Source organism: Methylacidiphilum kamchatkense Kam1 (genome assembly GCF_007475525.1).
GTDB lineage: Bacteria > Verrucomicrobiota > Verrucomicrobiia > Methylacidiphilales > Methylacidiphilaceae > Methylacidiphilum > Methylacidiphilum kamchatkense.
The window spans coordinates 1828753-1852867 of the sequence record NZ_CP037899.1; the positions used below are offsets into that span (position 1 = coordinate 1828753).

The following is a 24115-nucleotide window of genomic DNA, read 5'->3' on the forward strand; positions in this document are numbered from 1 at the left end:
ATTCATGGTTTAAAAAAGGATGAGGAATACAATGAAAATGAAAAAGTTAAAGTATCTTAGCTGTTGTTTTGCTTTTGGAAGCCTATTATTGTCTCCAGTTTTTGCTCAAAATCCTCCTGAATCTCAAGCTGATCCCCAAGCACAATCCTCTTCTTCTGAAAACTCCCATCCTCATGGTAAAGCTTATAGGCATAAAATGGCTAGAGAGATGCATGAAAAAATGCAGCGATTGATGGATAAACAGGATGAGGAATTAAAGAAACTAGCTAACGAAATGAACAAAGCTCCTAAAGACCAAAAATTGGATAAAGTTGTTACCCTTTTAAATACTCTGGTCAATCAGCGTATTCAGATGCATGAAGAAATGAAAGCGATGCATCATAAAATGATGGGAAATCATAAAGAACATCATGAATAAAAGGGTCACTTCAAAGAAGAATTCCTTTCCATGTTTTCTCCACTTTCCTCAGAGGCTTTCTATTTGGCATCATCACTGGATTGCTTCCTTTCTTTTTTTCTTCCTGATAGGGACCGGAACCTACACGCTTAGAGCCCAAGCTCCTCAACCTCAAAACCTCAAAAGAGGTTCTGAGGATCAACTGTTGGATGCAAATCAGCGAGCCGTCGTATCGGAAATGCAGGAAAGCTTCCGCAGACTACTGGATAAACAGGACAAAGAGCTTGAGGCGCTTCTTAAAGAACTGAAAAAGGCTCCCAAAGAAAAAAAAGTCGATTGTCTGACCACGATCGTTACGCGTTTGATCGAACAAAGAAAAGAGATGCATCAGGAAATGGATGCGATGCGTTCTCGAATGCGTGAGTTAAAATCTCTTTCCCAGTCATCCAGCCTTCCAAATGCCTTTGAACCCCCAACCGCTCCCTCTACCAATACTTCCTCTTCGCCCTCTTCTGCTCAGCCCACTCAAGATTCTCAAGACAACGAAGCAGCCCATTAAATCCCTTTTCTTTTTTTCTCAGTTTCGCCAAGATTATAAATAAATGAACCCACCGGCTGTGACGGTCGCCATTCCCACCTATAATGGCGAAAAAACGATCGAAAAGGCCATTCTTAGCGCTCTCAATCAATCATGGCCAAACAAAGAGATCCTCGTCATTAACAATGGGTCTACTGATAAAACTGCTGAAATTATTGAAAAGTTTAGAGGCGCGGTTTCGCATGTTTTTTTCAAAGAAAAAATTGGTAGAGCTAAAGCCAGAAATGAAGCATTGCAAAGAGCCAATGGTCACTGGATACAGTGGCTCGATCACGACGATTATTTAGAGCCGAATAAAATTAAAAACCACTTTTCTCTAACAACCGAATTAGATGCTATCGATGTCTTCTATTCCCCTATCATTGCTGTTTCTCCGGAAGGAAAAGAGAAATATGTCCCCTCGGCCCAAACGATGCATAAACCTCTTCTTTCTCTCTGGTTTTCCTCCGAACTGCCGCAAACAGGTGGGTATCTTTGGAAAAAAGAATCGGCTATAAAAATTGGTGGCTGGAGAGAGGATGCCCCACTGTTTGATGATTATGAACTTGTAGGAAGAGCCATTCAATCGAATTTAAGATTTTCTTTGACGCCGATTCCTGGAGCTTATTGGAATTATAGAAACAAGCCTATGCCGCATGAACAAGCTTTAGATTTCATTAACCAAAAAAAGAAATGTATGGATAGGATGGTGCAGTGGTTGATTCAAACTGGCCGCATGGATCCTGAGCTTCAAATAGAAATTGGTAAAGCCTACTTTTTAATTGCCAGATGGCTTGCAAGAGAAGGGAAAATAGAGGAAGCAGTCGCTTTAGAAAGAAAGCAAAAAGCATTAGGACTTTTTTATGTCGATGGGTCTTGGAGATACAATGTTTTGTATTCTCTTTTTGGATTTCTTGCTACAGAAAAGATTCAAAGCCTTTTTAGGCAGAGATGAAAATGGTGTTGTTCAGTCGAAAATTGTTGAGAATCGAAAGAATATAAAATAAAAAGGATGCTATATCTTTTTACAAGATGGATCCAAAAGTCACCATTGGCATTCCTGCATATAATCCTGGAAAATGGATTATCCAAACTTTAGAAAGTGCTCTATCCCAGGATTGGGAAAAAAAAGAAATCATAGTGATTGACTCAGGTTCCACTGATGAAACTCCTTCTATTTTAAATAAATACAAGGATAAAATTAAGCTTATCAGTCTAAAAAAGACATTAGGTACCGCTGAGAGTAGAAATTTAATCCTTTTGGAAGCGACTGGCGAATGGATTCAGTACATCGATCATGACGATTATTTAGTGAAAGGAAAAATAAAAACACAATTTGAGGAAGCAAAAGAACAGCTCGATTCTGCCGATGTCTTATACTCTCCAACTTATGTTGAAATCTGGAAAAATGGGGCATCCATCCACCCAAATAATTTGCTAGGTGCTGATTCCTACCAAGATCCCTTAATTCTATGGCTTTCCTGGGATATGCCACAAATAGGATCCTATATTTGGCGAAAACAATCCCTGCTTAAAATTGGCGGATGGGACAACTTCCATCTTTGTGAAGATTATAGCCTTTATATGCGCGCTATTACCAATAAATTGAAGTTTGTTTATTGTCCTACTCCTGGAGCTGTTTACCGTGTAGGCCATAGGCGCAGCCGAGCAGTTAGCCATTTTATAGAACTTCTTAAGGATCATGATGCTCTCCTTGAGGAAATGATTGAATATTTGAAAAAAGAAAAGATGCTCACTGAAGCAAGACAAGCAGCGATTCTAAAAAACCGATTTCAAAAGTTTTTAGCCTATAAATCCGTAGATCTCTCCATAGCTGAAGCCTATTTCAAAAAACATAAGGAATTATTGAAAAAAAAATTACCTTTCCGTTATCGCTTTGCTCTTTCTTTAGGGCTTTCCTTTTCAGATATACACAAAATCAAATACATGAGCAGACGTCTCTTGCCTTTCTTTAAAGAGAAATAAGCTTAAAAAAGCCAGCTTTTACTCGTTCTCTATTTTCCTTGATTGAGATCCCTTTGAGTAGTGTTGCTACGGTCGCAGCTTTTAGACAATTCGAAAAGTTTGCTATACCTAAAAAAATTAGAAAAGGCCGCCATGGACGCCACATAAAATCCTGGGAACCCATCGAGAAAACCTAATTTCAGAATGTAGCTTCTAAAAAATCTCCAGGGCGGTCTAAAGAGCACATCGAGCCAACTCCACGACCTTCCTTTTTCTAATGCTTCTTTGGCAAAAGAATGAGCGTACTCAGGAAGTTTGGTAATCGTAAAATCGATCGTAGGAAACGAATAATGAAGAAGGTCTCCTTTCAACTTTTTAACCTTTCCTTGAACGATAACTTTATCATGCTCTCTACTGCCCCCCAACGTCCACAATCTTTTCGAAAAAGCCTCAAATTATAATCAGGATAAAAATCCCCATGGGTAATCCACCGATCGATTAACCATGTTTTTCTTGGAAAATAAGCCCCAGCGTACTTCAGATGATCCTCTCTAAAAAAGTTATGGATATCTTGCCGTAATGCATCAGAGACAACCTCATCGGCGTCTAATCCTAAAATCCACTGATAGGAAGCCAAATCGAGGGCTATATTTTTTTGATCTCTACGACAGCTCCACGGTCTTTCTTCCACACGTGCTCCATAACGCTTTGCCACAGATTCCGTTTCATCGGTACAATCGTTAATGACAAGGACAATTTCGCTGACCCATGAGGCCACACTACCTAAACTTCTGGGCAAATTATGCGCCTGGTTCTTCGCTATCATCGTTAGACTTATCGGCAGTTTATCCATGAGAGCAATCAGGCGGTATGTCTAAAAGGCAAGAGCATATGCAAGAAAGTTCTTAAGTTCCTTTTGGGCCTACGGGCAGTCAGTCTTTTAAGAGCAAAAGGATTTTCTCCTGGCAAATTCACTCCTTCTCCAATTTGACAAGCAGATTCATATCCAGCTTGCTCCACTATCTCCAGGCATTGTTTCGTGTATTGCCCATAAGGAAAAGAAAAATGGCGGATCGGTACGGAGAAAGTATCCTCCAGATACTTTTTTGAATCCTCGATTTCCTTTTTCAGCTCTTTACTAGAAAGAAGAGGCAAATGCGGATGCGAAAAAGTATGACTACCAATTTCCTGACCAGAAGCAATCCACTCCTTAATCTCTTCTTTAGTCATTAGCTTATGTGCTGGCTCTCCTAAAGGCCTATCCCATTCGTTCGTTTTCCCAATATATCCAGCAACCACAAACAGAATGGCTCGCATGCGAAAGCGATTTAAAAGCGGCAAGGCTCGAGTAAAAACAGATTGATACGCATCATCAAAACTGATAATAACCCCACGACAAACCGAACAACTTGCTGCGACAAATTCTCCAAGCGTTATGGATGGCCATTCCATTGACCAGAATTCTCCTAATTGTCTTTCAAAGAGCAAATTGGAAACCCACAATGAAGGGAATTTTGATTCTTTTGGACTTTTTCCAATATGATGGTACATGAGTATGGGGGTCTTATCTCCATAAACTCTTCGGTAATGAGACAGATGGGTAAAGGAGTCATCGAGTTTGGAAGAGATTTTAGGTAAGCCAGCCATGAATGCGAATTTATCGATAATTATAGTTAGTTGCAATACCCAACTGTTGCTTCATGAAGCTCTCCTTTCTATTGAAAAAAGCCAAGACTCTCTTCCCAAGCTAGTCATCGTCTTCGACAACGGGTCAAAAGATGGGACAGAAGAAATGATAAAAAAATTTTTTCCTTGGGTCCTTTATCTTCGTTCCGAAACGAACCTGGGGTTTGCCAAAGCAGTCAACGCTGCAGCCACATATGCTCAAGGCGACTATCTTTTATTGCTTAATTCTGATGCCAGGTTAGAAGCTGACTCCATCAGACAAGCTATTAGCTGGATGGAAACACACACAGAGTGTGCTGTGTGCGGGGCACAACTCCTTAATGAAGATGGGACCCTTCAAAATTCCATCGCCAATTTTCCTACTCTTTTAACTGAGTTAGGGAATAAGTCGTTGCTTCGAAAGCTGTTCCCGAAAAAATTCCCAGGTAAAGAAAATAAACCTAAAAACCCCCAAGCCGTTGAATCCGTTATTGGTGCCTTTTTCCTCGTTCGAAAGAAAATTTGGGATGAATTGGGAGGATTAGACGAACGGTTTTTTTTCTTTTTTGAAGAAACTGATTTTTGCTTTAGAGTCATACAAAAGGGCTATCAAGTGTATCATTTGCCACAAGTCAAAGTGTGGCATGGGCAAGGGAAAACAGCTAAAACGGTTCTTGCCGAAGCTCGAATCGAGTATTGGAAATCTCGATATAGGTACTTTGAAATCCACCATTCCTACCCCGAATTTCTCCTCTTAAAAATCGGTTTGTTGTTACGGCTTAGCTTTTCTTTGCTTTTTGAAAGCCTCCTGTATCTTCTAACTTTAGGCAGGCGTAATTCCGAACGCTTAAGGATTAGCTATAAAATCGCCCTTTGGCATCTCAAAGGAATGCCTGAGAACATGGGGCTATCTAAGAGTTAAAATGCAAAACAAGCTGAAAGTGCTATTGATCAATTCCCTGCTGAAGGGGGAGGAACAGACAATCAATGCCTATTGCTTGCAAAGGGTCTCAAAGAATTAGAGATTCCTGTCCTCGTTGCTTGTCCACAAAACGCAGAACTTTCCTCTTTATTAGAAGACTATGGGATCGAAACGGTCCGTTGGGAAAAAAATCTTTCTGGGATTTTCCAGTTAGGGAAAATAATTAAGAGTCGAGAAATTTCCATTTTGCATGCGCATCATGGCAGAGATTATTGGCCAACCATTGTCGCTGGTTCTTTGGCCGCAACCAAACCCAAAATTGTGCTCTCGCGTCATATGGCTAAAAGCCCTGGTTCTTGGATCAGCAAACATTATCTTTTAGAGTTTTGCGACTGTTTGGTTGCAGTCTCTCAATTTACGAAAAAAGTTCTCACCCAGGGAGATTACGATCCACGATGTCCAATAAAAGAACGGCACCAAAGAGATCCGCTTTTGGGGGACCACAGAAAAATTAAAGTCGTCTATGGGGGCATTGACACCCAACGATTCTACCCCAAAAAAGCAACCCAGTTAAGGAATCAATTAGGGATTGGTGACGAACATTTTCTTTTCGGAATGATTGGCAGTTATGATTTTCCAGTGGGAAAAGGTCAGGTGGAATTTATCGAAGCAGCAAACCAAGTTCGAAAACTGCTTCCAAAGAGCCGATTCCTCCTAATTGGAAGAGGGAACATGCAACAGTTGCTTGAAGAAAAAATAAAAAGTTATTTTTTGCAAAACCACTTCTTTCTCATCCCTCATAACTCAGAAATAGAAAACTGGATCAATGCACTCGACTGTTTGGTTCATCCAGCCATCGCCACTGAAGCTTTTGGCTTAGTTATCTTAGAAGCATTTGCCTGCGGCAAGCCAGTCATTGCCTCTTTTTTAGACGGCATCCCTGAAGCTTTTGAGGCCTGTCAGTTTGGCAGGCTAATCCCTCCATGGTCCATACAAGCATTATCTCAAGCAATGGTTGATATCGGAAATTGGCCGCCACTTCCAGAAGAAAAACGCTGGGATTATCATAAAAAAATTGCCTCTTCTTATGCCTACAACATTATGGCAAAAAACATGTTAAAGCTATATGATACGCTATAGGAGTTAACTTTTCTTCTGAATAAAAGGAAGAAGCAGAATATGATTGATTTAAAATTCTAAGGCACAAAAGTCTTCCATTCTACTTGGATTAGATGAAAAAACTTGATAGAAAGTACTGTATGAAGGTTTGCTCATTGAGTAAAAAGAACTATCAGTTTATTCGCTCCTGTAGCCCCCTACACAGAAAGTAATGTAATTTGTTGCTAATTATTAAGCTATAAAAAATTTTTTTAAATGAATAATTTTCACAAGCAACTAAGTTTTTGGCTTCTTTTGTTCTGGATACTATTTAGGCCAGCCTTCCTTTTTTCTTCCCCCTTCCAGGAAGTGGCTTCTTTCAGTTCTATTCCCAATATTTCAGAGGCCAGTCTATCTGAAGGAACAATTCTAGGAAACTTTGATGATAAAAACAGCAAAGGCCATGTGATACTAATTGAAACTTGTTTCATAGTGCCAGCTGATCCACAGGCTGTTTCCAATGCTTTTTTACACTGGGATCCAAGCAAATTCCCATCGCTTAAAGTCTTTAGTCATTTGGAGCATGCCACGGCCGATGCTTTTCCATTTAATGCCTTACCATTCGATATCAAGAAAACTCCAATAAAAAAACTGCTTCAGGAAGCATTCAGAGTGAAACCAGGCCGAAGCTCCCTGAACCTAAGTACAGAAGAAATCAAACAACTCCAAGCAGATCTTTCTAACTTTAAGGGGAAAATTGATGAACATTCTGCACAAGCCCTCCATACTTTTTTTGTGAACGATTTACAGTCCAGACTACTTAATTATTCAAAATCTGGACTCCTCAACCTTCCACCCTATGAAAACGGGAATAGTCCTGTAAAACCCATAGAAGAAATTGACAAAATGACGAAGGCAAGCCCCAAAATTTACGCCCGTTACCAAGCTCTTCTTGATTCCCTGCTCAGCAATTGGACCAGTCAACAACCTCCCCAAAACTATTACTGCAATTTTTTCGATGCTAACGGCATGGGCACCCTCACCCTTGGGTCCAGTTACGGGTTCAAAACCCAAGAAAGCTGGCAACAGATCAACCTCGAATTTTATGTGAGTGCCATCTACTACAACGGCATGGAAATAGTAGAAATGTGGCCTTTGGAGTCAAAAGGCAAGATGAAGACTTTGGTTTGGAAGGCGCATATGCTGGCCGTTCCAATTGGTGGGTTATTAGAAGATGTCAATCGAATGGCCTATGGACTTGCCTTATTGCAGGGTACAAAAAACGCAGATCAAGCTTTTCTATCTGAATTTTCATCTAAATGATTTAGGGAGGGCTTCTTGAACCTCTTTCTTATAAGCCATTGCTGCTTCTTTAATAAGCAAAGCCAAATTTAATTTTGGTTGAACGAATTTTGGCCGAAACCATGGGAAAAGTCCCATAAGATCATGGAAAACAAGGATCTGTCCATCGCAACATTTGCCTGAGCCAATCCCAATTGTTGGGACCTCCACTCTTTTGGTAATTTCTTCTGCCAGCTGATCTTCTACAGCCTCAAGCACAATAGCAAAAACACCTGCCCTGCTTAAAAAAAGCGCATCCTCACTAATCTTCTTTTTTTCCTCTTCACTTAATCCCTGCTTCCTATACCTTGGAGTCTCTCCCAAGAATTGAGGCATTAACCCAATATGTCCCATCACCTGAATGCCTTTGGCAAGAAGCATTTCTACGGTAGCGGCAATTTCCGTTCCACCTTCAACTTTTACTGCTTCTGCTCCCGCATCACAGAGTTTTTGAGCACAATAAAGGGCCTGATGAGGATCACGATTCCAACCATAAGGCATATCGGCAACAACTAACGCTTTGACTTTTGCGCGAGCAACCGCTCGAACATGATGAAGCATATCCTCCAAGCTGACTTTTGTCGTATCTTCATAACCCAATACTACCATTCCAAGAGAATCCCCTACTAACAGGAGTGGCAGACCTGCTTCGTCAAGAATTTTCGCTGTCGGATAATCGACAACAGTCAATGCCGCAATCTTTTCCCCGCTATTTTTCCGGTGTCTTATCCAATCTGTTGTTATTTTTATCGAGTTCATGAAGAAGGCTTTTTATGGTTTTGGCGTATCCTGGTAGGATGAGTTCTGGTCGAATTTCGGCAAGAGGCCCTAGAACAAAACGCCTTTGACTAATGCGCGGATGAGGAATGAGAAGATCAGGTTCAACGATAATGTTAGAACCATAATATAAAATATCCAAATCGATCGGTCGAGGCCCATTCTTTTCTCGTAGGGAGAGAGGCAATCTTCCTTGAGAAAGTTCGAAATCTTGAAGACACTGCAATAAGTTTCGGGAAGAGAGAGAGGTCTCAATTTCTACAACACAATTCAGAAAACATTGTGAGCCTATGGGACAATCTACTGGCTCGGTTTCCCAAATAGAAGAGCAAAGAAAATGTTCTCCTTCGGTTAATCCTTTTAAAAAGGCTAAAGCTTCCCTGATTTGCTCTTCTCTTTTCCCCTGATTGGTCCCCACTCCTATGCCTACTTTCATAGAAAAAAATAACCGGTTTTTAATCGGTACTGTAACATAACGGCAAGTCTCTTCAGCTGATTCTTAAATAAAAAGAAGCCATATCACTATCCCCTATCGCTTCCATCATCCTTAAAAATTTGTTCATAGGCTTTTGTCGTTTTGTCAATTCTTTTTGGGAAATAGCCAAGCCAGAATGCGATTCAGGATTCATTGAAAAGAGTTGGGAAGTCGTCCAAAGATTTTTACCAGAATCGTATTTAACTTTTTCAACTTTTAATCCACATTTTTTAGCAGCCAATGCCATCGATTTGACGCTAAATATATGAAGGTGTCGAGGCGGATCCCACATCGCCCAAGCATTTCCAAACTTTCTCCATCCGTAACTATCCACAAGCGGAGTATTCACCAAGATTACCCCATTTTCCTTGAGATGATCTCTCAAAATTTTCAAAACAATAAGAGGCTCTTCTAAATGCTCTATCACATGATTTAAAACGATTAGATCAAATTGGTCCCTTAGCTGAGAATAATCCCCCTTTTTTATGACTATTTCTTTTGTCTCAATTTCTGGACCTTGCCAATAAGGATCTAAGCCATAAAGATTTTCAAATCCCCAACTATACAGCCTTAAGAGAAATTGAGCCCTTCCACAACCATAATCAAGAATTTTTGAGTGTGGATGGATGCCTAGTTCTTTAAATTGCCAGAGAAAGCCAGGAAATAATTTTCTTATAACCCCTAGAGAGCTTTCTTTTTTATTTCCCGTAAACAAAAGGAACCAAGCTAAATATTTTTTAAAAAGGCTTTTTTTTGCCATCGTTCCAAATTCTAAAATTTTGGACTGATAGTTAGCCGTGTAATGTCTTGCCAAATCTGTAGGAATAGGATCGATCTGCAAACAGCCACACTCTAAACATTTGAAATAAACAAAGCGCTCAAAACTCCCCATAATGGTTTCTTGAGCGATATACACAGGATGACTAGCCTCACAGCCACAAATCCTGCATTTCGTAATATTAGGGAGCATCATTGGCATTTTTTATTGAATAGATTAAAACCTCTTTGCTAAAAAGGAACGAGATAACTCAATATGAAGAATTTTTTATTAACAACTTTTTTCTTTTTCTTCCAATTTTCCCTTTTATTCGGACAAAAAAACTCTGGGCTTGTGCTTCCATCCCATACGATGATTGTTTTGGTAGCCGAGGCAAAAGGGGTTCAGATCTATTCCAGTCAGCCCCAAATTGGGAAAAAAAACAGCTTCGAATGGAAATTGACAGCTCCACAAGCCTTACTATTTGATAAATCAGGAAAACAAATAGGCAAGCATTATGCTGGGCCAAGTTGGGAGCTCAACGATGGGAGTAAAATAACCGCTCTGCTTCCTCCCCTAGCGAAAGTAGAACAAAAGACAGCTGTTCCCTGGTTGCTTCTAAAAGTTAAAAATCACGAAGGCAAAGGTCTTTTAAGTAATGTCCAATATGTCATTCGGGTTGCTACCCTAGGAGGTCTCCCACCTAAAAAAGCACCTGCTAAAGAAAATCAATGTTCGAAAATATCCTACCGAGCCACTTATCTTTTTTTAGCAAGGTCGACCCAATCTTTTTGAAAAAAAAATCTCACTAACCCTGTGGCTGGGGGCGGAATCGAACCGCCGACACACGGATTTTCAGTCCGCTGCTCTACCGACTGAGCTACCCAGCCAAACAGAAAAAAAAACAGTTATATGATTAAAAAAGGAAAAGCAGTCAAAGTCAACTCCAAAGGATATTTTCAGGAAGGAACTCGAGCTGGCGCATAGGGATTGCCAATAAATCCAGAAATGGTCGAAAACTCATATTCTTTTTCCAGAAGATAATCGAGTATTTGTCCTGTCATTTGTGCGGTTTCTTTATGAATATCGTGCAAAAGAATGATTGAACCAGGCCTCGTTTCCTTCTCTATAATCTGCATTACTTTTTGTACCCCTGGCTTCGTCCAATCTCTTGTATCCACATTCCATAGGGCCACCCCTAGCTTGAATTTATAGGCTATATGAGCTTGAGAGCGTCGGAATGCTCCATAAGGAGGTCTCAGCCATACCGGACGAGTGCCTGTAGCTTCCACAATTAAGTCTTGGGTAACGCGGATCTGATCTTCTACTTGAGCATCGGACAGCTTAGAAAGTTGGGGATGATTGAATGTATGATTGCCAATCTCATGTCCTGCTGCAAGCACTTCTCTGGCTAAAGAAGGATAGGCCTTCACGTGCTCTCCAAGCATGAAAAAAGTTGCAGGGATTTTCCTGCTTTCTAAAGCGCGCAAAACCATTTCAGTCGTATGTGGAACGGGTCCATCATCAAAAGTTATTGCAATTCTTCTCCCAAAGCCAGGACCGCTATGAACAAAGGGGACTTCAATATCTAATGGGTTTTTAGAAGAGCCTGGAGCTGTAGGAGTCGCATTATAGTTAATAGTTGGCTTTTGCAGAGGAAATACATCTCTAAGAGAATAGCCAATACTAAAACCAAAGAGTGTGAAGAAAACTTTCTTGAAAAAAAATCTTCTATTCATTGACAAAGCCTTTTATTTAGCATTTTTAAAAAACAACATCAACTTATTCTTTTATCTTTGAAATAAGAAAACTTTATATTAATAAAAACAATATTCTCATTACATTTGTTTTATACATAATTGTTTTATACTTAAAAAATTCATCCTTTCATCAACAATGAGACAGAACAATACATTTATTTAAAGAAAAAAACTTATTAGAAAGGACCAAATTTATGACTGAAGCAACGAAAGCAGGACTAGAAGGAATCGTAGCAGGAAAAACTTCTATAAGCACCGTAGGAAAAGAAGGACTGGATTTGACTTATAGAGGATATTCTATTCATGATTTAGCAAAAAAGGCAACCTTCGAAGAAGTCGTCTTTCTCTTACTCCATGGAGAATTACCCACCTTAACACAACTTAATGAATTCATTGATCAGCTAATGTCCTTGCGCTCCCTTCCTCCTGAACTTCAAACCGTTTTAAAACTCATCCCCAAAGACTCTAATCCCATGGATGTGTTACGGACGGGCTGTTCAATGCTTGGAACCCTTGAACCTGAAAAGAGCAGCAGCCTGCAGCTGAGTATTGCCAAAAGGCTACTGGCAATCATGCCTTCCATGCTACTTTTCTGGTATCAATATCATATGGGCAAAGGATCGATTGAAACTTCATCAGAAAGCGAAAAAACAATAGCCGCTCACATTTTACACCTTTTATATGGCCATCCTGCTAGCCCCTCTCAAATACGCGCCCTGGATGTCGCCCTCATCCTGCATGCCGAGCATGAATTCAATGCGTCGACTTTTACCTGTAGAGTTATTACTTCGACTCTTTCCGATTTTTATTCTGCTATTACTGGAGGAATCTGTGCTTTAAGAGGCCCGTTGCATGGAGGAGCCGATGAAGCAGCTATGGAACAAATCAGCCAGTTTAAATCAGTGGATGAGGCCGAGGCCGGCATAAAATCCATGCTCAGCAAAAAAGAGAAAATCATGGGCTTTGGACATCGAGTCTATAAATACGGTGATCCTCGGTCGGATATTATAAAAGAATGGGCTAAAAAGCTTGCCGATGAGCCCTCAAAGAAAAACCTCTTTTCCATTGCAGAAAGAATTGAAGAAGTCATGTTCAGGGAAAAGCATCTGTATCCTAATGTAGATTTCTACAGTGCTCTTACTTATCATTTTCTTGGAATCCCCACTTTTCTTTTTACTCCTCTTTTTGTGATTTCTAGAACTTCTGGATGGTGCGCCCATATTTTTGAACAAAGGGCTAATAACCGGCTGATTCGACCCATTGCCGAATATGTCGGTCCTCTTCCCAAGCCATTTATACCCATTGAAGAAAGAAATTGAATCTTGAGAGTGAATAGTTCAAGTTTTCAAAAGAAATAAAAGATGTAAGTTTAATGTTCGCCTACCTAAGGATAAAAGTGTATGCGAGGCGACCTCTTTGATAGGTGCCTAAAGTTTGACGCCTTGAAGGGATTCCGTGGCAACTAGAAAATAAGGCTGATAATTTATGTTAAGAAAAGAAAGATGCCTCTTGGTCTTATCCCTATTCGCTCAGACTAAAAGATAGTCAAGAGACTGGCCTATAACCAACGGATGTTCTGAGTGGGATGCAGTGGGTTATGAAAAGAAAGGTCTCTGTTGTCAGTCTTCTTTCTAGCGGAGTAATTTTATAAAAACTAGCTACTCCTTTCTTTCTTCTGCAAAATAACCAGAAAAAAGCCTCTCATGCTTAGATAAATGAAAAATGATCGGTTTATTTAATAGCAAAAAAGAAAACAATCTTGATTGGAATATATTTTTTGGATCGCACAGTTACGATCCAAGAAAAATATCCCCAACAGTAAAAGGGATTGGGAAAGAGAGTTTTACTCAAATCGTTAACCTGTTCTCCAGCCAAAAGAGAGAGGTAGAGAAAAAAATCATCGTTTTCTATTCCACTTCTAATGGGGTTGGGAAAAGCCATCTAGTAGGAAGATTATTCCAGTATTTTTCGCCAAATTTTTTTCTTGTTTCGCTGCCTCCCCTTTTCTCTCAATCGGGTTTTTTTCAATACCTTCGGCATTGTATTTACAATGAGCTACTTTTCCCTGAAAAATCTGGCTCGACAGGATGCTGGCCCGGCCAAGCAAATCAACGCGATGTTCTGGCCTATGGCATTCTTCTTGAATTAGTAAATGAAGCCGCCCAAAAAAATAAAAGCTTACACAGGAAAATTCGTTCTGCTCTTGTTTTTTTAAAAAAAAATCCGACCTCGCTTCTCCCCGAAGAAGTCGTTCCAGAATGGGTGGAATGGCTGAAAAGAGACTTCCATTTTGTCCTTCCCCTTCTGGAAAAAGTACTGACCGGATGGGGAGCTTTTGCTAACGACCCAAGAGATTGGATCAAAGTCATCTATGGGTTTTCAGTCCTCGGACAAGACAAGCGAATAACGGAAATGTGTAAAAATTGGTTTTTGGGGGAACCATTCGTAAGTCCCGAACCTTCCTTTTTTGATATCCCTTATAAACCTTTAAAAATAGACAAAGAAGAAGAGGCAAAATTAAAGATTAAAGATCTATTCCACCTTTCGTCAAGGGTCCGCCCCTTTCTGCTTGTTTTCGATCATTGGGATCATATCCTCCATAGCGAATCTTTGCTCGATAGATTTTTTTGCTTTCTTTCAGACCTTTTTTCCTTTCCCAACAGATTCCTATTAATCGTTGGGAATGAACCTCTTCTACAGGCTCTCCAAACAAGCAGTCAAATTTATCCTCACTTACTTACAATCCGCATGGAGGTTCCGACCAAAGAGGAAATGGTGGCAGTGGGAGGCTCAAGATTGGCCATGATAAAAGGGTTAAAAAAGGAGAAAAAAATGGCCCTAGAACAGCTATGTCGGTACTACGAAGGGCCAACAGCCTTTCCTGCATTCTTTGAATTCGGATACAACACAATTTTACCTCAATTAAGAAATCCACAAATCTCTACAATGCCTTATTTCGAAACAGTTCTGCTCGAAGCTAAACTCGCTATAGAATTAAATCCACGACTGCTCCCTTTCCAAGCACCTATGAGCTGGTTTTTGACAACTGCAGCCAGAACCATCTCCTGGATAACAGTTGTCATTCTAGAACAACCCTATTTTGATCTCTGTTGGACTGTCGACTCACATCTTTACTGGCTTAGTCTTAAGCCTTTTTCTTCTTTTTTGACTGAAACATTCCTATCGGAACTAAATAAAAAAAAGATAGATTCTAACCTTTCTCTAATTTGTTTTCTGCCTCCCACTATCTCTCCTACTTTCCATTCAAAGCTTAAAGAAGCAAAAGATCTACCTGTTCAATTTCAACTAGTTGATTTCGAAAAGTTTACTGAAATCTCTGCTCTTTATCTTCTTTACATTACTGCCTACCGAGACACTCTTTTCGAACAGTCAGGCATAAAAGAACAAATTGAAACTTTAGCCCGCTATTTGATTTCCAAACAGGATCCTCAGCTTAAGCCATCCTATGAAGAAGACCTCCAACAAACCGTCTACGAAATTGTTCGCGATACGGTAAGAGACAAAAAATCCGTTGGCTTTTCCTCTCTACAGGAGAGTTTACCCTTAAAACTAACTAGAAAAGATATTCTGCGTGCCGCAGGTTTTTCCCCAGAAATCCTTGTCGTTCCTTCCCTTTCTGGTCTTCCACATTTCCTTTGGATACATTGACCGAAAAAAAATGCATTCTTTCCAATAGCTATTCGGTTCCAATAGCCCACTCCGTCTTATTGATACACTTATTGTTAATAAAGAATAAGAAATTCTGTTATGGAGCCAAGCTTTTAGAAGCCTTCTGTTAAAAAGTGCTCTTTTTTAAGCCTGTTCAGGGTTTCATGAAATTCCTGTTGGGTAGGCCCACCAAGGGATTCTAGCTTTCGGTAAATAGTAAGGGCTCCCATCCAATCTTTCTGTTCTTCCTTTATTAACGCTGCTTCTACTCCAGCTTTAATTCTCCAATAAAACTCAGGGAAAAGCGTCGGTTGCAGTGCTTGTGGATTCTCTCGGTCAGCTTCAAATTTTATATGATCTGTCCTTCCATTGAGAACATCTAAAAAGGAAGCCAGTGCATCCTCAATTCTTCCTAGTTTTTGAAGGCAAACTGCAAATTTGAAAGCAGCCTCGTCTTTTTCCTCAATATCAGCTGATGGGTCTTTTATGACATTGGAATAAAGAGAAGAGGCTTCCTGGTAATATTTTTTTTCCTTAGCCGCCATGGCAAAAAAGCAATCAGCTTTTCTTAAGAGCGCAATCACGTGCAGTTTTCCTGTGGGCTCTTTATCCAAAACCCCATCAAAAAGCGAAACGGCGGCTGGGTATTGGCTCTGATCAAAATAAATCTTGCCCTGTAATAATCTAGCTTCGGATTTTATAGGGGAATTTTCTGGAATTTTCTCCAAAAGCAGCACGGCCCCAGAGAGATCTTTGCACTCGATCGCTGCTTTTGATGCCCAATAATAAGCTTGATCTCCTAGTTCACTGTTGGGATAGTCTTTAGGCACTTCTTCAAAAAGCCATCGTGCCCCATAAAAATCCGCTTCATCATAGGCATACTCAGCAGCCGAAAACAAAGCTTTCGGGGCAATAGGATCGGAAGGATACTTTCTTAAAATTTCTACCATCCTTTCTCTGGCAGCATGCACCCCTATATGACCAGCAAGATAATCAGAAAAAACAGCCAGATATAATGCCTCAGGAACAAATTTGTCGGTTGGGTAGTCATTACAAAGCCTCATAAATTCTTCGGTAGCCTCAGCATATTTTGTCTGTTTTAAAAAGAGTTTTCCGAGGTTTAAAAGCAAAATGGCTTTCCCTTTTTTTATTAAAGGATCCGATAGCGCTTTTTCGAGTATGCCAATAGCATTGTCAAATTGATTGAGTTCTTCCCAAAGATTAGCTTCGGTAAGATAGATTTCTAAACGGAAGTTACTTGTAGGATATTTCAACAAAAAAGCTTCTTTTGCTTTGAGAAAATCATCAACATTATGCATCCGAGCCCTCGAAAGTAGGACATTATAAAGGGCCTCTTCTTCTAGTTCCCCCTGCTTTTGAAAAGCTTGCGCAAATTTATCAGCGCTATCTTCAAACTTGGACTTATCATAGTCAATTAGCCCCAGATAAAACAATGCATGTTCGCTTACATGCGCATCGGTCGAGGCGAGTGCTTTAAAAAAGTATTTTGTAGCAGGTTCCTTGGAACCCATCTCATAATATATTCTGGCTAGGGTATATTCCACCTGCTTATCAGTCCCTAACAAGGATTGATTATCCAAAAGCTTTTCTAAAAGAAGCAATGCAAAATCATATTGATCGTTTTTTGCTTCCTCTTCAGCTTCAATAAATCTTACCCAGGCTCCAATCCTTGAGTCTTTTTCGAGTGGGAACATAGAAAAAAGCTTCTGTCTAGCCTCGTTGAGCCGGCTCAAAGCGATAGCTGCATCCAAATAGTATTTTACAAAAAGAAGCTGTAAGTCTTCTTTTCTACATAAACTAAGTCCTTTTTCAAAAGCCTGCATCGCTTTTCCCGTTTCTTCTAAAGCTAGATAAGTTTTTCCAAGTTCCAGGAAACCAAGAACGTTAATATCTCTAGAAAAACCCGCTTGATCCACAACAGACTGAAAATAGGAGACAGCCTCTTGCGGATGGTTTTGTTCCAGTAGCTTTCCTATCCAATACTTAGCTTCAATACCACTTTCCGAATTAGGACTTTTGGCTATAACCGAATGAAAATACTCTTTGGCTTCATTTTGATTGCCATTACTTAACGCAATCTTTCCAAAGATTAACAAGGCTTCAGCACAACTAGCCGCATTTTTAGAATGTAAGACTTTACTGATCGTTTCTTGGGCTTCCTTTGTTCTGCCATCTTGCCATAAAGAAAAGCCTTTTCTAATCCAAACCTTTTCAAGTAGTGCAGTATCAAGAAGATATTTTTCAGCCATCTCGTATTCTCGAATCGCATCTGTCCATTTTTCCATAGCTCGGAAAGCTTCGGCCTTCCAAAAAGCGATTTTCCCAGAATCTTCAACGGAAAATGGCGGTAGTCCTTTTTGCGATAAAAGCGTAATTAGGTCCTCGTATTTGGCTAAGAAATACAAGGCTTCTGCATGCTTGAGATAAACAGTAGAAAGATCAGAGGATTGAGGATAACTCTTTTCAAATTCTTTTGATAATTCGACCACTCGACTAAGCAGGCTATCATCCATCGATTCATTGATCTTATCATAAAGATGTTTTTCAAGACTCAGCGCAAAACTGTTCCAAGAGTTAGCGCAGTAAGTAATCAGAAAAAGAAAAAAAAAGAACAAAAGGCGCTTAATCATCTCTGCCGCTCTAATAAAGCTCGTAGGTATCTCCCAGTCCAGCTTGTGGTTTCTCTGGCCACTTCTTCTGGGCTACCAGTTGCAACGACTTCTCCCCCCCTCTCTCCTCCCTCCGGTCCCAAGTCTATAACATAATCTGCTGACTTAATAACATCAAGATTATGTTCGATCACAATCACCGTATTGCCCAGCTCCACTAGATTATGAAGCAGTTTAAGAAGCAAATCAATATCAGCAAAATGGAGACCTGTGGTTGGCTCATCAAGAATATAAAGGGTTCTGCCTTCCGTCTTTTTTGACAATTCCACAGCTAGTTTCAGTCTCTGTGCTTCGCCTCCCGAAAGAGTGATAGCGGGTTGTCCAAGTTTTAAATAGCCAAGACCCACTTTTGACAACATTTCGAGTTTTTCGAACAGAGGAGGGATATTTTTAAAAAAATCGCAGCCTTCTTCTATTGTCATATCCAAGATATCCGCAATATTCTTCCCCCGGTAAGTGATTTCCAGTGTTTCCCGGTTGAATCGTTTGCCTTGACATGCTTCACAAACCACAAAAATTGGAGGAAGGAATGCCATTTCCACTTCTATAAGCCCCTCTCCTCTACACCGTTCACACCGGCCTCCAGGAACATTAAAACTAAACCTCGTAGCGGAAAAGCCCATGACCTTTGATTTGGGAAGTTTTGCAAATAGTTCTCTAATGATGGGTAAAGCCCCACAATAACTTGCTGGATTGGATCGAGACGATCTGCCAATAGGAGATTGATCGACAATGACAGCTTTTTTTATCAAGGACAATCCTTCCACTCTATCACACAGATCCAATTCAGTCTTTGGATCATTGCATCGCCGCAAAAATATTTTGGCAAGGACATCATTGACAAGAGTGCTTTTACCTGACCCACTTACCCCTGTGACACAGCAGAAAAGTCCGATAGGAAACGCAATATCGATGTTTTTTAAGTTATGCTTTCTGACGCCAAAGAGCCGTAGAAACTTTCTTGATGGTTTTCTTCGTTTTTCAGGAATTGGAATAGAAAGATCACCGCGTAAGTAGGCTCCTGTCAATGAAGCTTTGGATTTCAATATATCCTCTAGAGTTCCACAAGCAACAATGTGACCGCCAGCCGAACCAGCCCCAGGCCCAAGTTCAACGATATAATCAGCTTCTCTAATGGTCTTCTCATCATGTTCTACAACCACGACGGTATTCCCCATGTCTTTGAGCCTTTTTATTGTCTTAATCAATCGGTCTGTATCTCTAGGGTGAAGACCAATGCTTGGTTCATCCAACACATAGAGCAAGCCTGTCAATTCCCCTGAAAGTTGTGTGGCCAATCTTACTCGCTGTGATTCTCCTCCAGACAAAGTGGCAATCTCTCTGTTCAATGTCAGATACCCAAGTCCAAGTTCTTCTAGGTTTTGGAGCCTAGCTGCTAATCCAGAAAGCATTTCTTGAGCTGCTTTATCGCTAGCGTAATACTCTAAAAGTTGCTTGGTCCAACGTAAAGCTTCCGATACGCTAAGATCCAGCACCTTCGATATGTTAAGAGCCGGCCAGCCTTTTAATTCAATAGTCACAGCTAAGGCTTCTGGATTTAGTCTTTGCCCATTACAGGCTTTACAAGGAACCGAAAGAATAAATTCTTTAAGCCTAGCCTTAATGATTGCTGACTTGCTTTCCTCATACATTCTTTTGAGAGCAGGAATAACGCCTTCAAAAGGTTTAAAATTTTTTCTTTTCTTTTTTGTTGAAATACTCGCGGAGCCAAACAAAATGGTCTGCTTAAATTCCTCTGAACAGTCTTGCCAGCTTCTATCGATAGGTTCTCCAAACAAAGCGGCTTGCTCGAGCAGTTCATTAAGGAAAACTTTAGATACTCCTCCCCCGATTTTTTCCCAAGGAGCTAAAGGATTATCTTTCAAAGAGACTGTTGGATCAGGAATCAGCAAAGCAGGATCAAAATCAAGCTCGCTACCTAACCCCTGACATTTAGGACAAGCTCCTAAAGGAGAATTATACGAAAAGTGTTTTGGACTTAGTTCCTGAAAAAGAAAACCTGTTTCTGGGTCATAATGAAGATTACTCATGACCCATTCAATCGATTTGCCTTGGGTATCTTGAAAGACAGCACATATTACCCCTCTTCCTATCCTTAAAGCCAATTCCACAGAATCATAAAGACGGCTTGTTACAGTTGGCTCAATCCGTATCCGGTCAATCAGAATTTCTATTGAATGAGCTTTATCTGGAGAAAGGCTTACCACTTCTTCGATTTCTTGAAGTTGCCCATCGATTCTTGCCCTTAAAAACCCTTCTTTTTGCATCTGTTCTAAAAGAGGAATAAAATTGCCTTTTTCTTTATTGACCAATGGAGCTAAAAGCATGACCGCTGTTCCCTGTGGCAATGCCATAAGACGAGCAACTATCTCTTCGATGGTATACTTTTTTAGTTTTTTCCCAGTCAGCGGATGGTGGGGCTGACCAAGATGCGCAAAAAGTAACTTCAAATATTCATAAATATTGGTCGAAGTGGCCAATGTGGAACGGGCAGAGGCCGTCGAAGTTTTCTGTTCAACCGCAACTGCTGGAATCAAGCCTTCTATAAATTCAACCTCTGGTTTTTCGAGCTGCTCAAGAAACTGTCTCGAATAGACCGAAAGGCTTTCCATATATCTCCTTTGCCCTTCGGCATAAAGAGTATCAAAAGCAAGCGAAGATTTTCCTGAGCCACTAACTCCCGTAATTACTGTCAGCTGGCTTTTAGGAATGTTTAAAGAAATGTTTTTTAAATTGTGTTGCTTCGCCCCTTTGACCCTAATAAAAGAGTTCTCCATCATATCCTTCCTAGCGTACAGCCTCAAACGAGGAAAATAATCGTCGTGCCTGTGTATTCCCAAAGTATTCCTTGCTAGCCCCCTTGAAAACCCTTCTTAATGCTATCTGATCCTATTTTCCTCCCTAATAACTTTCCATTCAAGTAATCTACTTATTGCTTGCTAAACCAGTGGCTCTCCCCTCCACCTTAAAAAACACTCCCATTGAAAAATATCTTCTTTGCAAACAATCAGCTCTACATTGTTTAAATTAATCAACCAGAAACAAATACAACGTGCCTCAGCCAATCACTGTTTCAATCATGCAAAACCACTTTCTTTTTTCATTAACCACAAATACTCTTGATTACCTTCCTGACCTAAAACTGGAGAAGGAAGAACGATAGTCGTTTTCATGGGGAAGTTAGTGGCAAGCCAAAACTCAAGATCTTTGATGATTCGATTCCTAACATTCTCGTCTCGCACAATTCCTTTTTTCCCAACCTCCTTTTTCCCTGCTTCAAATTGCGGCTTGATTAAAGCACAAATTAATCCATCGGTTTTGAGCAAAGGAAAAAGAGCTGGAAGTATCAATTTTAGTGAAATAAAGGAGACATCAACAGTGATCGCATCAAAAAGTTGATCGAAATCTTCCTTTTTTAAATACCTTGCGTTTATCCCTTCCATAATTTTTACTCTAGGATCCGACCTTATTTTCCAATGCAAAAGCCCTTTGCCTACATCAATACAATACACAGTTTGTGCTCCATGCTGAAGCAAGCAATCAGTGAATCCTCCTGTGGAAGAACCCACATCCAAACATACTTTCCCTTCCACATTCAAATGGGATGCTTGGAATATGGCTTCTAGTTTGTAACCACCTCTACTTACGTACTTTTGCCTTTGGGAGATTTCTAAAGGTTGGTTGGGATCAACAAGCTTACTTGGCTTCAGTATAGCTCCAGGTTTATCCAATACCAAAACTTGCCCTGCAAGAATGAGCCTTTGGGCCTCTTCTCTAGAAGAAACCATCCCCTTGCGCACTAACAACTGATCAAGCCTTTCTTTTTTCACTTACCAAGAAAAAAATCTTCTACTTTTAAATTGCAATTCTCTCTATTTACTAATTTAATGAAAAACCCATTATAACAGTTGACGAAAGAAAAGTAATAGCTATCCAAAAAACGAAGCTCCTTTGTAATATAGTAATATAGTAACAAAGAAAGTACTTATAATAGAAAATCCTTGATTGTATTTGAAAAATGAGACATTTTTTTTGCTTCCGATCTGTTTTAAATTTAAACATAAACCTATTGGCTTAGAATAGAAAGCAGAGTAAAAAAGAGAAATTCCGGAGTAGCTCAGTGGTAGAGCGGACGGCTGTTAACCGTTTGGTCGTAGGTTCGAATCCTACCTCCGGAGCCAGATTTCAATAGATCAAATTTGGCAGTCCCTCTATAACATGAGACCTCATGGAGTGATTTCAAACGGAGTTTGATCATTATTGCTGTGCTTTCTTTTCTCCCGACACCACTTTCTCATCTATTTTCATGCTTCATTTCTAAGCACAACGTCTTGGTTTTGTGTGTACTTCTGAAAGTTCTACACACTCTCTGAAAAATATCTTTTCGAGTTTTCTTTTCTCCATGTTTCGATCCGTCTTGTTTATTAACTACACAGTTACATGTAAAGAGCTACTTCGACATTTTGCACTACTCTTCCTCTACCAAAAACCTGATTAGCCACTCCGATCTGACCTTAAATAGAAGAAATAGCCGTGTGACCCGTGATGATTGTAGACACCTGCAATAACACCTACAGATAGTATCAGGCAGATTTTCACGAGCCGCTACACAAATTATACAACAAATACAAAGGCAAAGGAGCATCGATTAGTGGGGATATGCAAAAATATTCTTTTTAGTTTCGGTACAAACGTAAGTAAGTGAGTGTTCTGGACTTGTCTACTGATCTAAGAATTAAAAAGGAATAAAATTGAAAACCGAAAGTCATCTCACTTAACCATTGAAACAGACAATTATGTTGACTTTGCATCATTTTTTTATTTAGATGAAAACAATTTTGGGAAAAAAGATATAATCTTAAATCTTTAATCCCCCTTCAGACCTAAAAGGAGAATGATTTTTGACTACCCTGGCAAGCCTATCCCAATTTATTCATAAGTATTTGAAATCTATAGAGTTTTCTAAGAAAAAATTCGTGTTCAATTCAACATCAATAAGCTAACTCTCAACTCTTGGGTTGATGTGTCCGTCGATAAGGTCTGTGCCAACATCGGCTACTGTACTCAGGTGGGAAAAGTTTGCATGTATGGATAAGTGTCCGTCCGCCATCCTGACGCGCTCTTGCATCCGGTCTTCTGTGATTTTGGGAACTCACGTTGGGACATTCGTTTTGAGGTTCATAAAAATCCTCAAACGTCCAATCCAAAGGCTCTTCCCTTAAAGCCTTCCGTGAACCCGTGGCCGATGTTGGCACAGACCTGATCGACGGACACTTCTACTTTCCAGTGGTCGATGTCGGCACAGACCTGATCGACGGACACGAGGAAAACTCTGAAGAAAAGAGCGATTGACTTCTAAAAAACCCTTTGAGAAACCACCCTTTTTCACCAGCATGGTAATACAACCACAAACAGCTAGCAGGTTCCATTTGGAAAAAAGGTGAAACCTTATTTTTAACTAGGAGCCTGACAGCGAGTTTGGAAAGGGTAGGTTCATGTCCAACTATAATGGAATCTTCTTCAATTTTTTTTATTTCTTTGAGCAGATCAGAAATCGAATCTCCAGGTAAAAGGCCTTTTAAAAGCTGTAATTTGATTCGCTTTGAGAGTGCTTTTGCAACAATTTCAGCTGTCTGCCTGCTCCTATCCTTTGGTGAATGAAAAATTTTTTTCGGATTGATGCCTGCGAATTTCAAAAACTTACCAAGCTGCAAAGCTACTTCCATACCTCTAGCAGTCAAGGGACGGTCTGGATCCAGTTCTTTCGGAATCGCTTCTGCATTTTGTATGAGCACTAGATCCATACCACTAATTTTTTAAAATGATAATTTTTTTATTGACCTTTTGAAAGTTTTTTCTTTGGGGAGCTTGATGCTAATATTTTTTCTTTGCTGGGGAGAACCAGTTCTATCCATTAACATATATAAGGGGTAGCATCCCATTTCTGCCTTAGAAAAAAGACTATCTATACTTTTCTACTTTCCCTCTAATCGGTTCTTTG

Annotated in this window: 21 protein-coding genes and 2 tRNA genes; 11 read left to right on the plus strand and 12 right to left on the minus strand. The window is 40.0% G+C overall.

What is annotated here, in order from left to right:
• Positions 1–31: 31 nt before the first annotated feature.
• The 4 genes from kam1_RS08440 (at position 32) to kam1_RS08455 (ending at position 2960) form a co-directional block, all read left to right on the plus strand.
• The gene (locus tag kam1_RS08440; RefSeq protein WP_039720958.1) at positions 32–418 is read left to right on the plus strand and encodes a hypothetical protein; all 387 of its coding nucleotides are present in this window, start codon (positions 32–34) and stop codon (positions 416–418) included.
• Positions 411–956 carry a hypothetical protein gene (locus kam1_RS08445; RefSeq protein ID WP_052250426.1) on the plus strand — a complete coding sequence of 182 codons (546 nt, stop codon included), beginning with the start codon at positions 411–413 and terminating at the stop codon, positions 954–956. The genes kam1_RS08440 and kam1_RS08445 overlap by 8 nt, the downstream gene beginning before the upstream one ends.
• A gap of 43 nt (positions 957–999) precedes the next feature.
• The gene (locus kam1_RS08450) at positions 1000–1929 is read left to right on the plus strand and encodes a glycosyltransferase family 2 protein (RefSeq protein ID WP_039720957.1); all 930 of its coding nucleotides are present in this window, start codon (positions 1000–1002) and stop codon (positions 1927–1929) included.
• 77 nt (positions 1930–2006) lie between these two features.
• Positions 2007–2960 carry a glycosyltransferase family 2 protein gene (locus kam1_RS08455; protein ID WP_143958380.1) on the plus strand — a complete coding sequence of 318 codons (954 nt, stop codon included), beginning with the start codon at positions 2007–2009 and terminating at the stop codon, positions 2958–2960.
• 29 nt (positions 2961–2989) lie between these two features.
• Here the strand turns inward: kam1_RS08455 and kam1_RS10805 are convergent, their stop codons facing one another.
• From kam1_RS10805 to kam1_RS08465, 3 genes are read right to left on the minus strand one after another with little or no spacing between them, the layout of a single operon-like run.
• The gene (locus kam1_RS10805) at positions 2990–3310 is read right to left on the minus strand and encodes a glycosyltransferase family protein (protein WP_244946039.1); all 321 of its coding nucleotides are present in this window, start codon (positions 3308–3310) and stop codon (positions 2990–2992) included.
• Entirely contained in the window at positions 3307–3765 is a 459-nt protein-coding gene (locus tag kam1_RS10810) for a glycosyltransferase family 2 protein (RefSeq protein ID WP_244946040.1), read from the minus strand. The genes kam1_RS10805 and kam1_RS10810 overlap by 4 nt, the downstream gene beginning before the upstream one ends.
• 35 nt (positions 3766–3800) lie before the next feature.
• Positions 3801–4586, minus strand: a complete 786-nt coding sequence (locus tag kam1_RS08465; protein WP_039720955.1) for a polysaccharide deacetylase family protein — start codon at positions 4584–4586, stop codon at positions 3801–3803.
• Between kam1_RS08465 and kam1_RS08470 the strand changes: the two genes are divergently transcribed.
• The 3 genes from kam1_RS08470 to kam1_RS08480 all read left to right on the plus strand — a co-directional run bounded on the left by kam1_RS08470 (position 4585) and on the right by kam1_RS08480 (position 7947).
• On the plus strand, positions 4585–5526 hold the full coding sequence (locus kam1_RS08470; RefSeq protein ID WP_039720954.1) for a glycosyltransferase family 2 protein: 942 nt from the start codon (positions 4585–4587) through the stop codon (positions 5524–5526). The two genes, kam1_RS08465 and kam1_RS08470, sit on opposite strands and share 2 nt — an antisense overlap.
• A 72-nt stretch (positions 5527–5598) precedes the next feature.
• Entirely contained in the window at positions 5599–6666 is a 1068-nt protein-coding gene (locus kam1_RS08475; RefSeq protein WP_244946041.1) for a glycosyltransferase family 4 protein, read from the plus strand.
• Positions 6667–6900: 234 nt separating this feature from the next.
• On the plus strand, positions 6901–7947 hold the full coding sequence (locus kam1_RS08480; protein ID WP_039720953.1) for a hypothetical protein: 1047 nt from the start codon (positions 6901–6903) through the stop codon (positions 7945–7947).
• On the opposite strand, the gene panB is transcribed toward kam1_RS08480, so the two are convergent.
• The 3 genes from panB to kam1_RS08495 are packed head-to-tail and all read right to left on the minus strand — an operon-like array spanning position 7936 to position 10190.
• Entirely contained in the window at positions 7936–8724 is a 789-nt protein-coding gene (gene panB / locus kam1_RS08485; RefSeq protein WP_143958381.1) for a 3-methyl-2-oxobutanoate hydroxymethyltransferase, read from the minus strand. The genes kam1_RS08480 and panB overlap by 12 nt on opposite strands.
• On the minus strand, positions 8675–9178 hold the full coding sequence (folK, locus tag kam1_RS08490) for a 2-amino-4-hydroxy-6-hydroxymethyldihydropteridine diphosphokinase (protein ID WP_039720952.1): 504 nt from the start codon (positions 9176–9178) through the stop codon (positions 8675–8677). The genes panB and folK overlap by 50 nt, the downstream gene beginning before the upstream one ends.
• A gap of 52 nt (positions 9179–9230) precedes the next feature.
• On the minus strand, positions 9231–10190 hold the full coding sequence (locus kam1_RS08495) for a class I SAM-dependent methyltransferase (RefSeq protein ID WP_235276882.1): 960 nt from the start codon (positions 10188–10190) through the stop codon (positions 9231–9233).
• A gap of 138 nt (positions 10191–10328) precedes the next feature.
• On the opposite strand from kam1_RS08495, the gene kam1_RS08500 reads away from it, so the two are divergent.
• Positions 10329–10769, plus strand: coding sequence for a DUF3455 domain-containing protein (locus kam1_RS08500; protein WP_244946042.1), 441 nt, complete (start codon positions 10329–10331; stop codon positions 10767–10769).
• Positions 10770–10791: 22 nt separating this feature from the next.
• Here the strand turns inward: kam1_RS08500 and kam1_RS08505 are convergent.
• Positions 10792–10864: transfer RNA gene (locus kam1_RS08505), tRNA-Phe, on the minus strand.
• Between the two features lie 69 nt (positions 10865–10933).
• Positions 10934–11713, minus strand: a complete 780-nt coding sequence (locus tag kam1_RS08510; protein WP_039720949.1) for a polysaccharide deacetylase family protein — start codon at positions 11711–11713, stop codon at positions 10934–10936.
• Between the two features lie 215 nt (positions 11714–11928).
• On the opposite strand from kam1_RS08510, the gene kam1_RS08515 reads away from it, so the two are divergent.
• Complete coding sequence (locus tag kam1_RS08515; protein WP_039720948.1) at positions 11929–13053, plus strand: citrate synthase/methylcitrate synthase; 1125 nt, start codon at positions 11929–11931, stop codon at positions 13051–13053.
• A gap of 403 nt (positions 13054–13456) precedes the next feature.
• Positions 13457–15403: an ATP-binding protein gene (locus tag kam1_RS08520; protein WP_143958382.1), complete on the plus strand. Its 1947-nt coding sequence runs from the start codon at positions 13457–13459 to the stop codon at positions 15401–15403.
• A gap of 113 nt (positions 15404–15516) precedes the next feature.
• On the opposite strand, the gene kam1_RS08525 is transcribed toward kam1_RS08520, so the two are convergent.
• The 3 genes from kam1_RS08525 to kam1_RS08535 form a co-directional block, all read right to left on the minus strand.
• Entirely contained in the window at positions 15517–18054 is a 2538-nt protein-coding gene (locus tag kam1_RS08525; RefSeq protein WP_143958383.1) for a tetratricopeptide repeat protein, read from the minus strand.
• Entirely contained in the window at positions 18051–20891 is a 2841-nt protein-coding gene (gene uvrA / locus kam1_RS08530) for an excinuclease ABC subunit UvrA (RefSeq protein WP_172616776.1), read from the minus strand. Before uvrA ends, kam1_RS08525 begins: the two co-directional genes overlap by 4 nt.
• Positions 20892–21191: 300 nt before the next feature.
• Entirely contained in the window at positions 21192–21944 is a 753-nt protein-coding gene (locus kam1_RS08535; RefSeq protein ID WP_039720944.1) for a TlyA family RNA methyltransferase, read from the minus strand.
• A 276-nt stretch (positions 21945–22220) separates the two neighbouring features.
• Here kam1_RS08535 and kam1_RS08540 point away from each other — a divergent pair.
• Positions 22221–22295: transfer RNA gene (locus kam1_RS08540), tRNA-Asn, on the plus strand.
• A gap of 1095 nt (positions 22296–23390) precedes the next feature.
• Here kam1_RS08540 and kam1_RS08550 read toward each other — a convergent pair.
• Positions 23391–23918 carry a SixA phosphatase family protein gene (locus tag kam1_RS08550; protein ID WP_052250424.1) on the minus strand — a complete coding sequence of 176 codons (528 nt, stop codon included), beginning with the start codon at positions 23916–23918 and terminating at the stop codon, positions 23391–23393.
• Positions 23919–24115 lie beyond the last annotated feature (197 nt).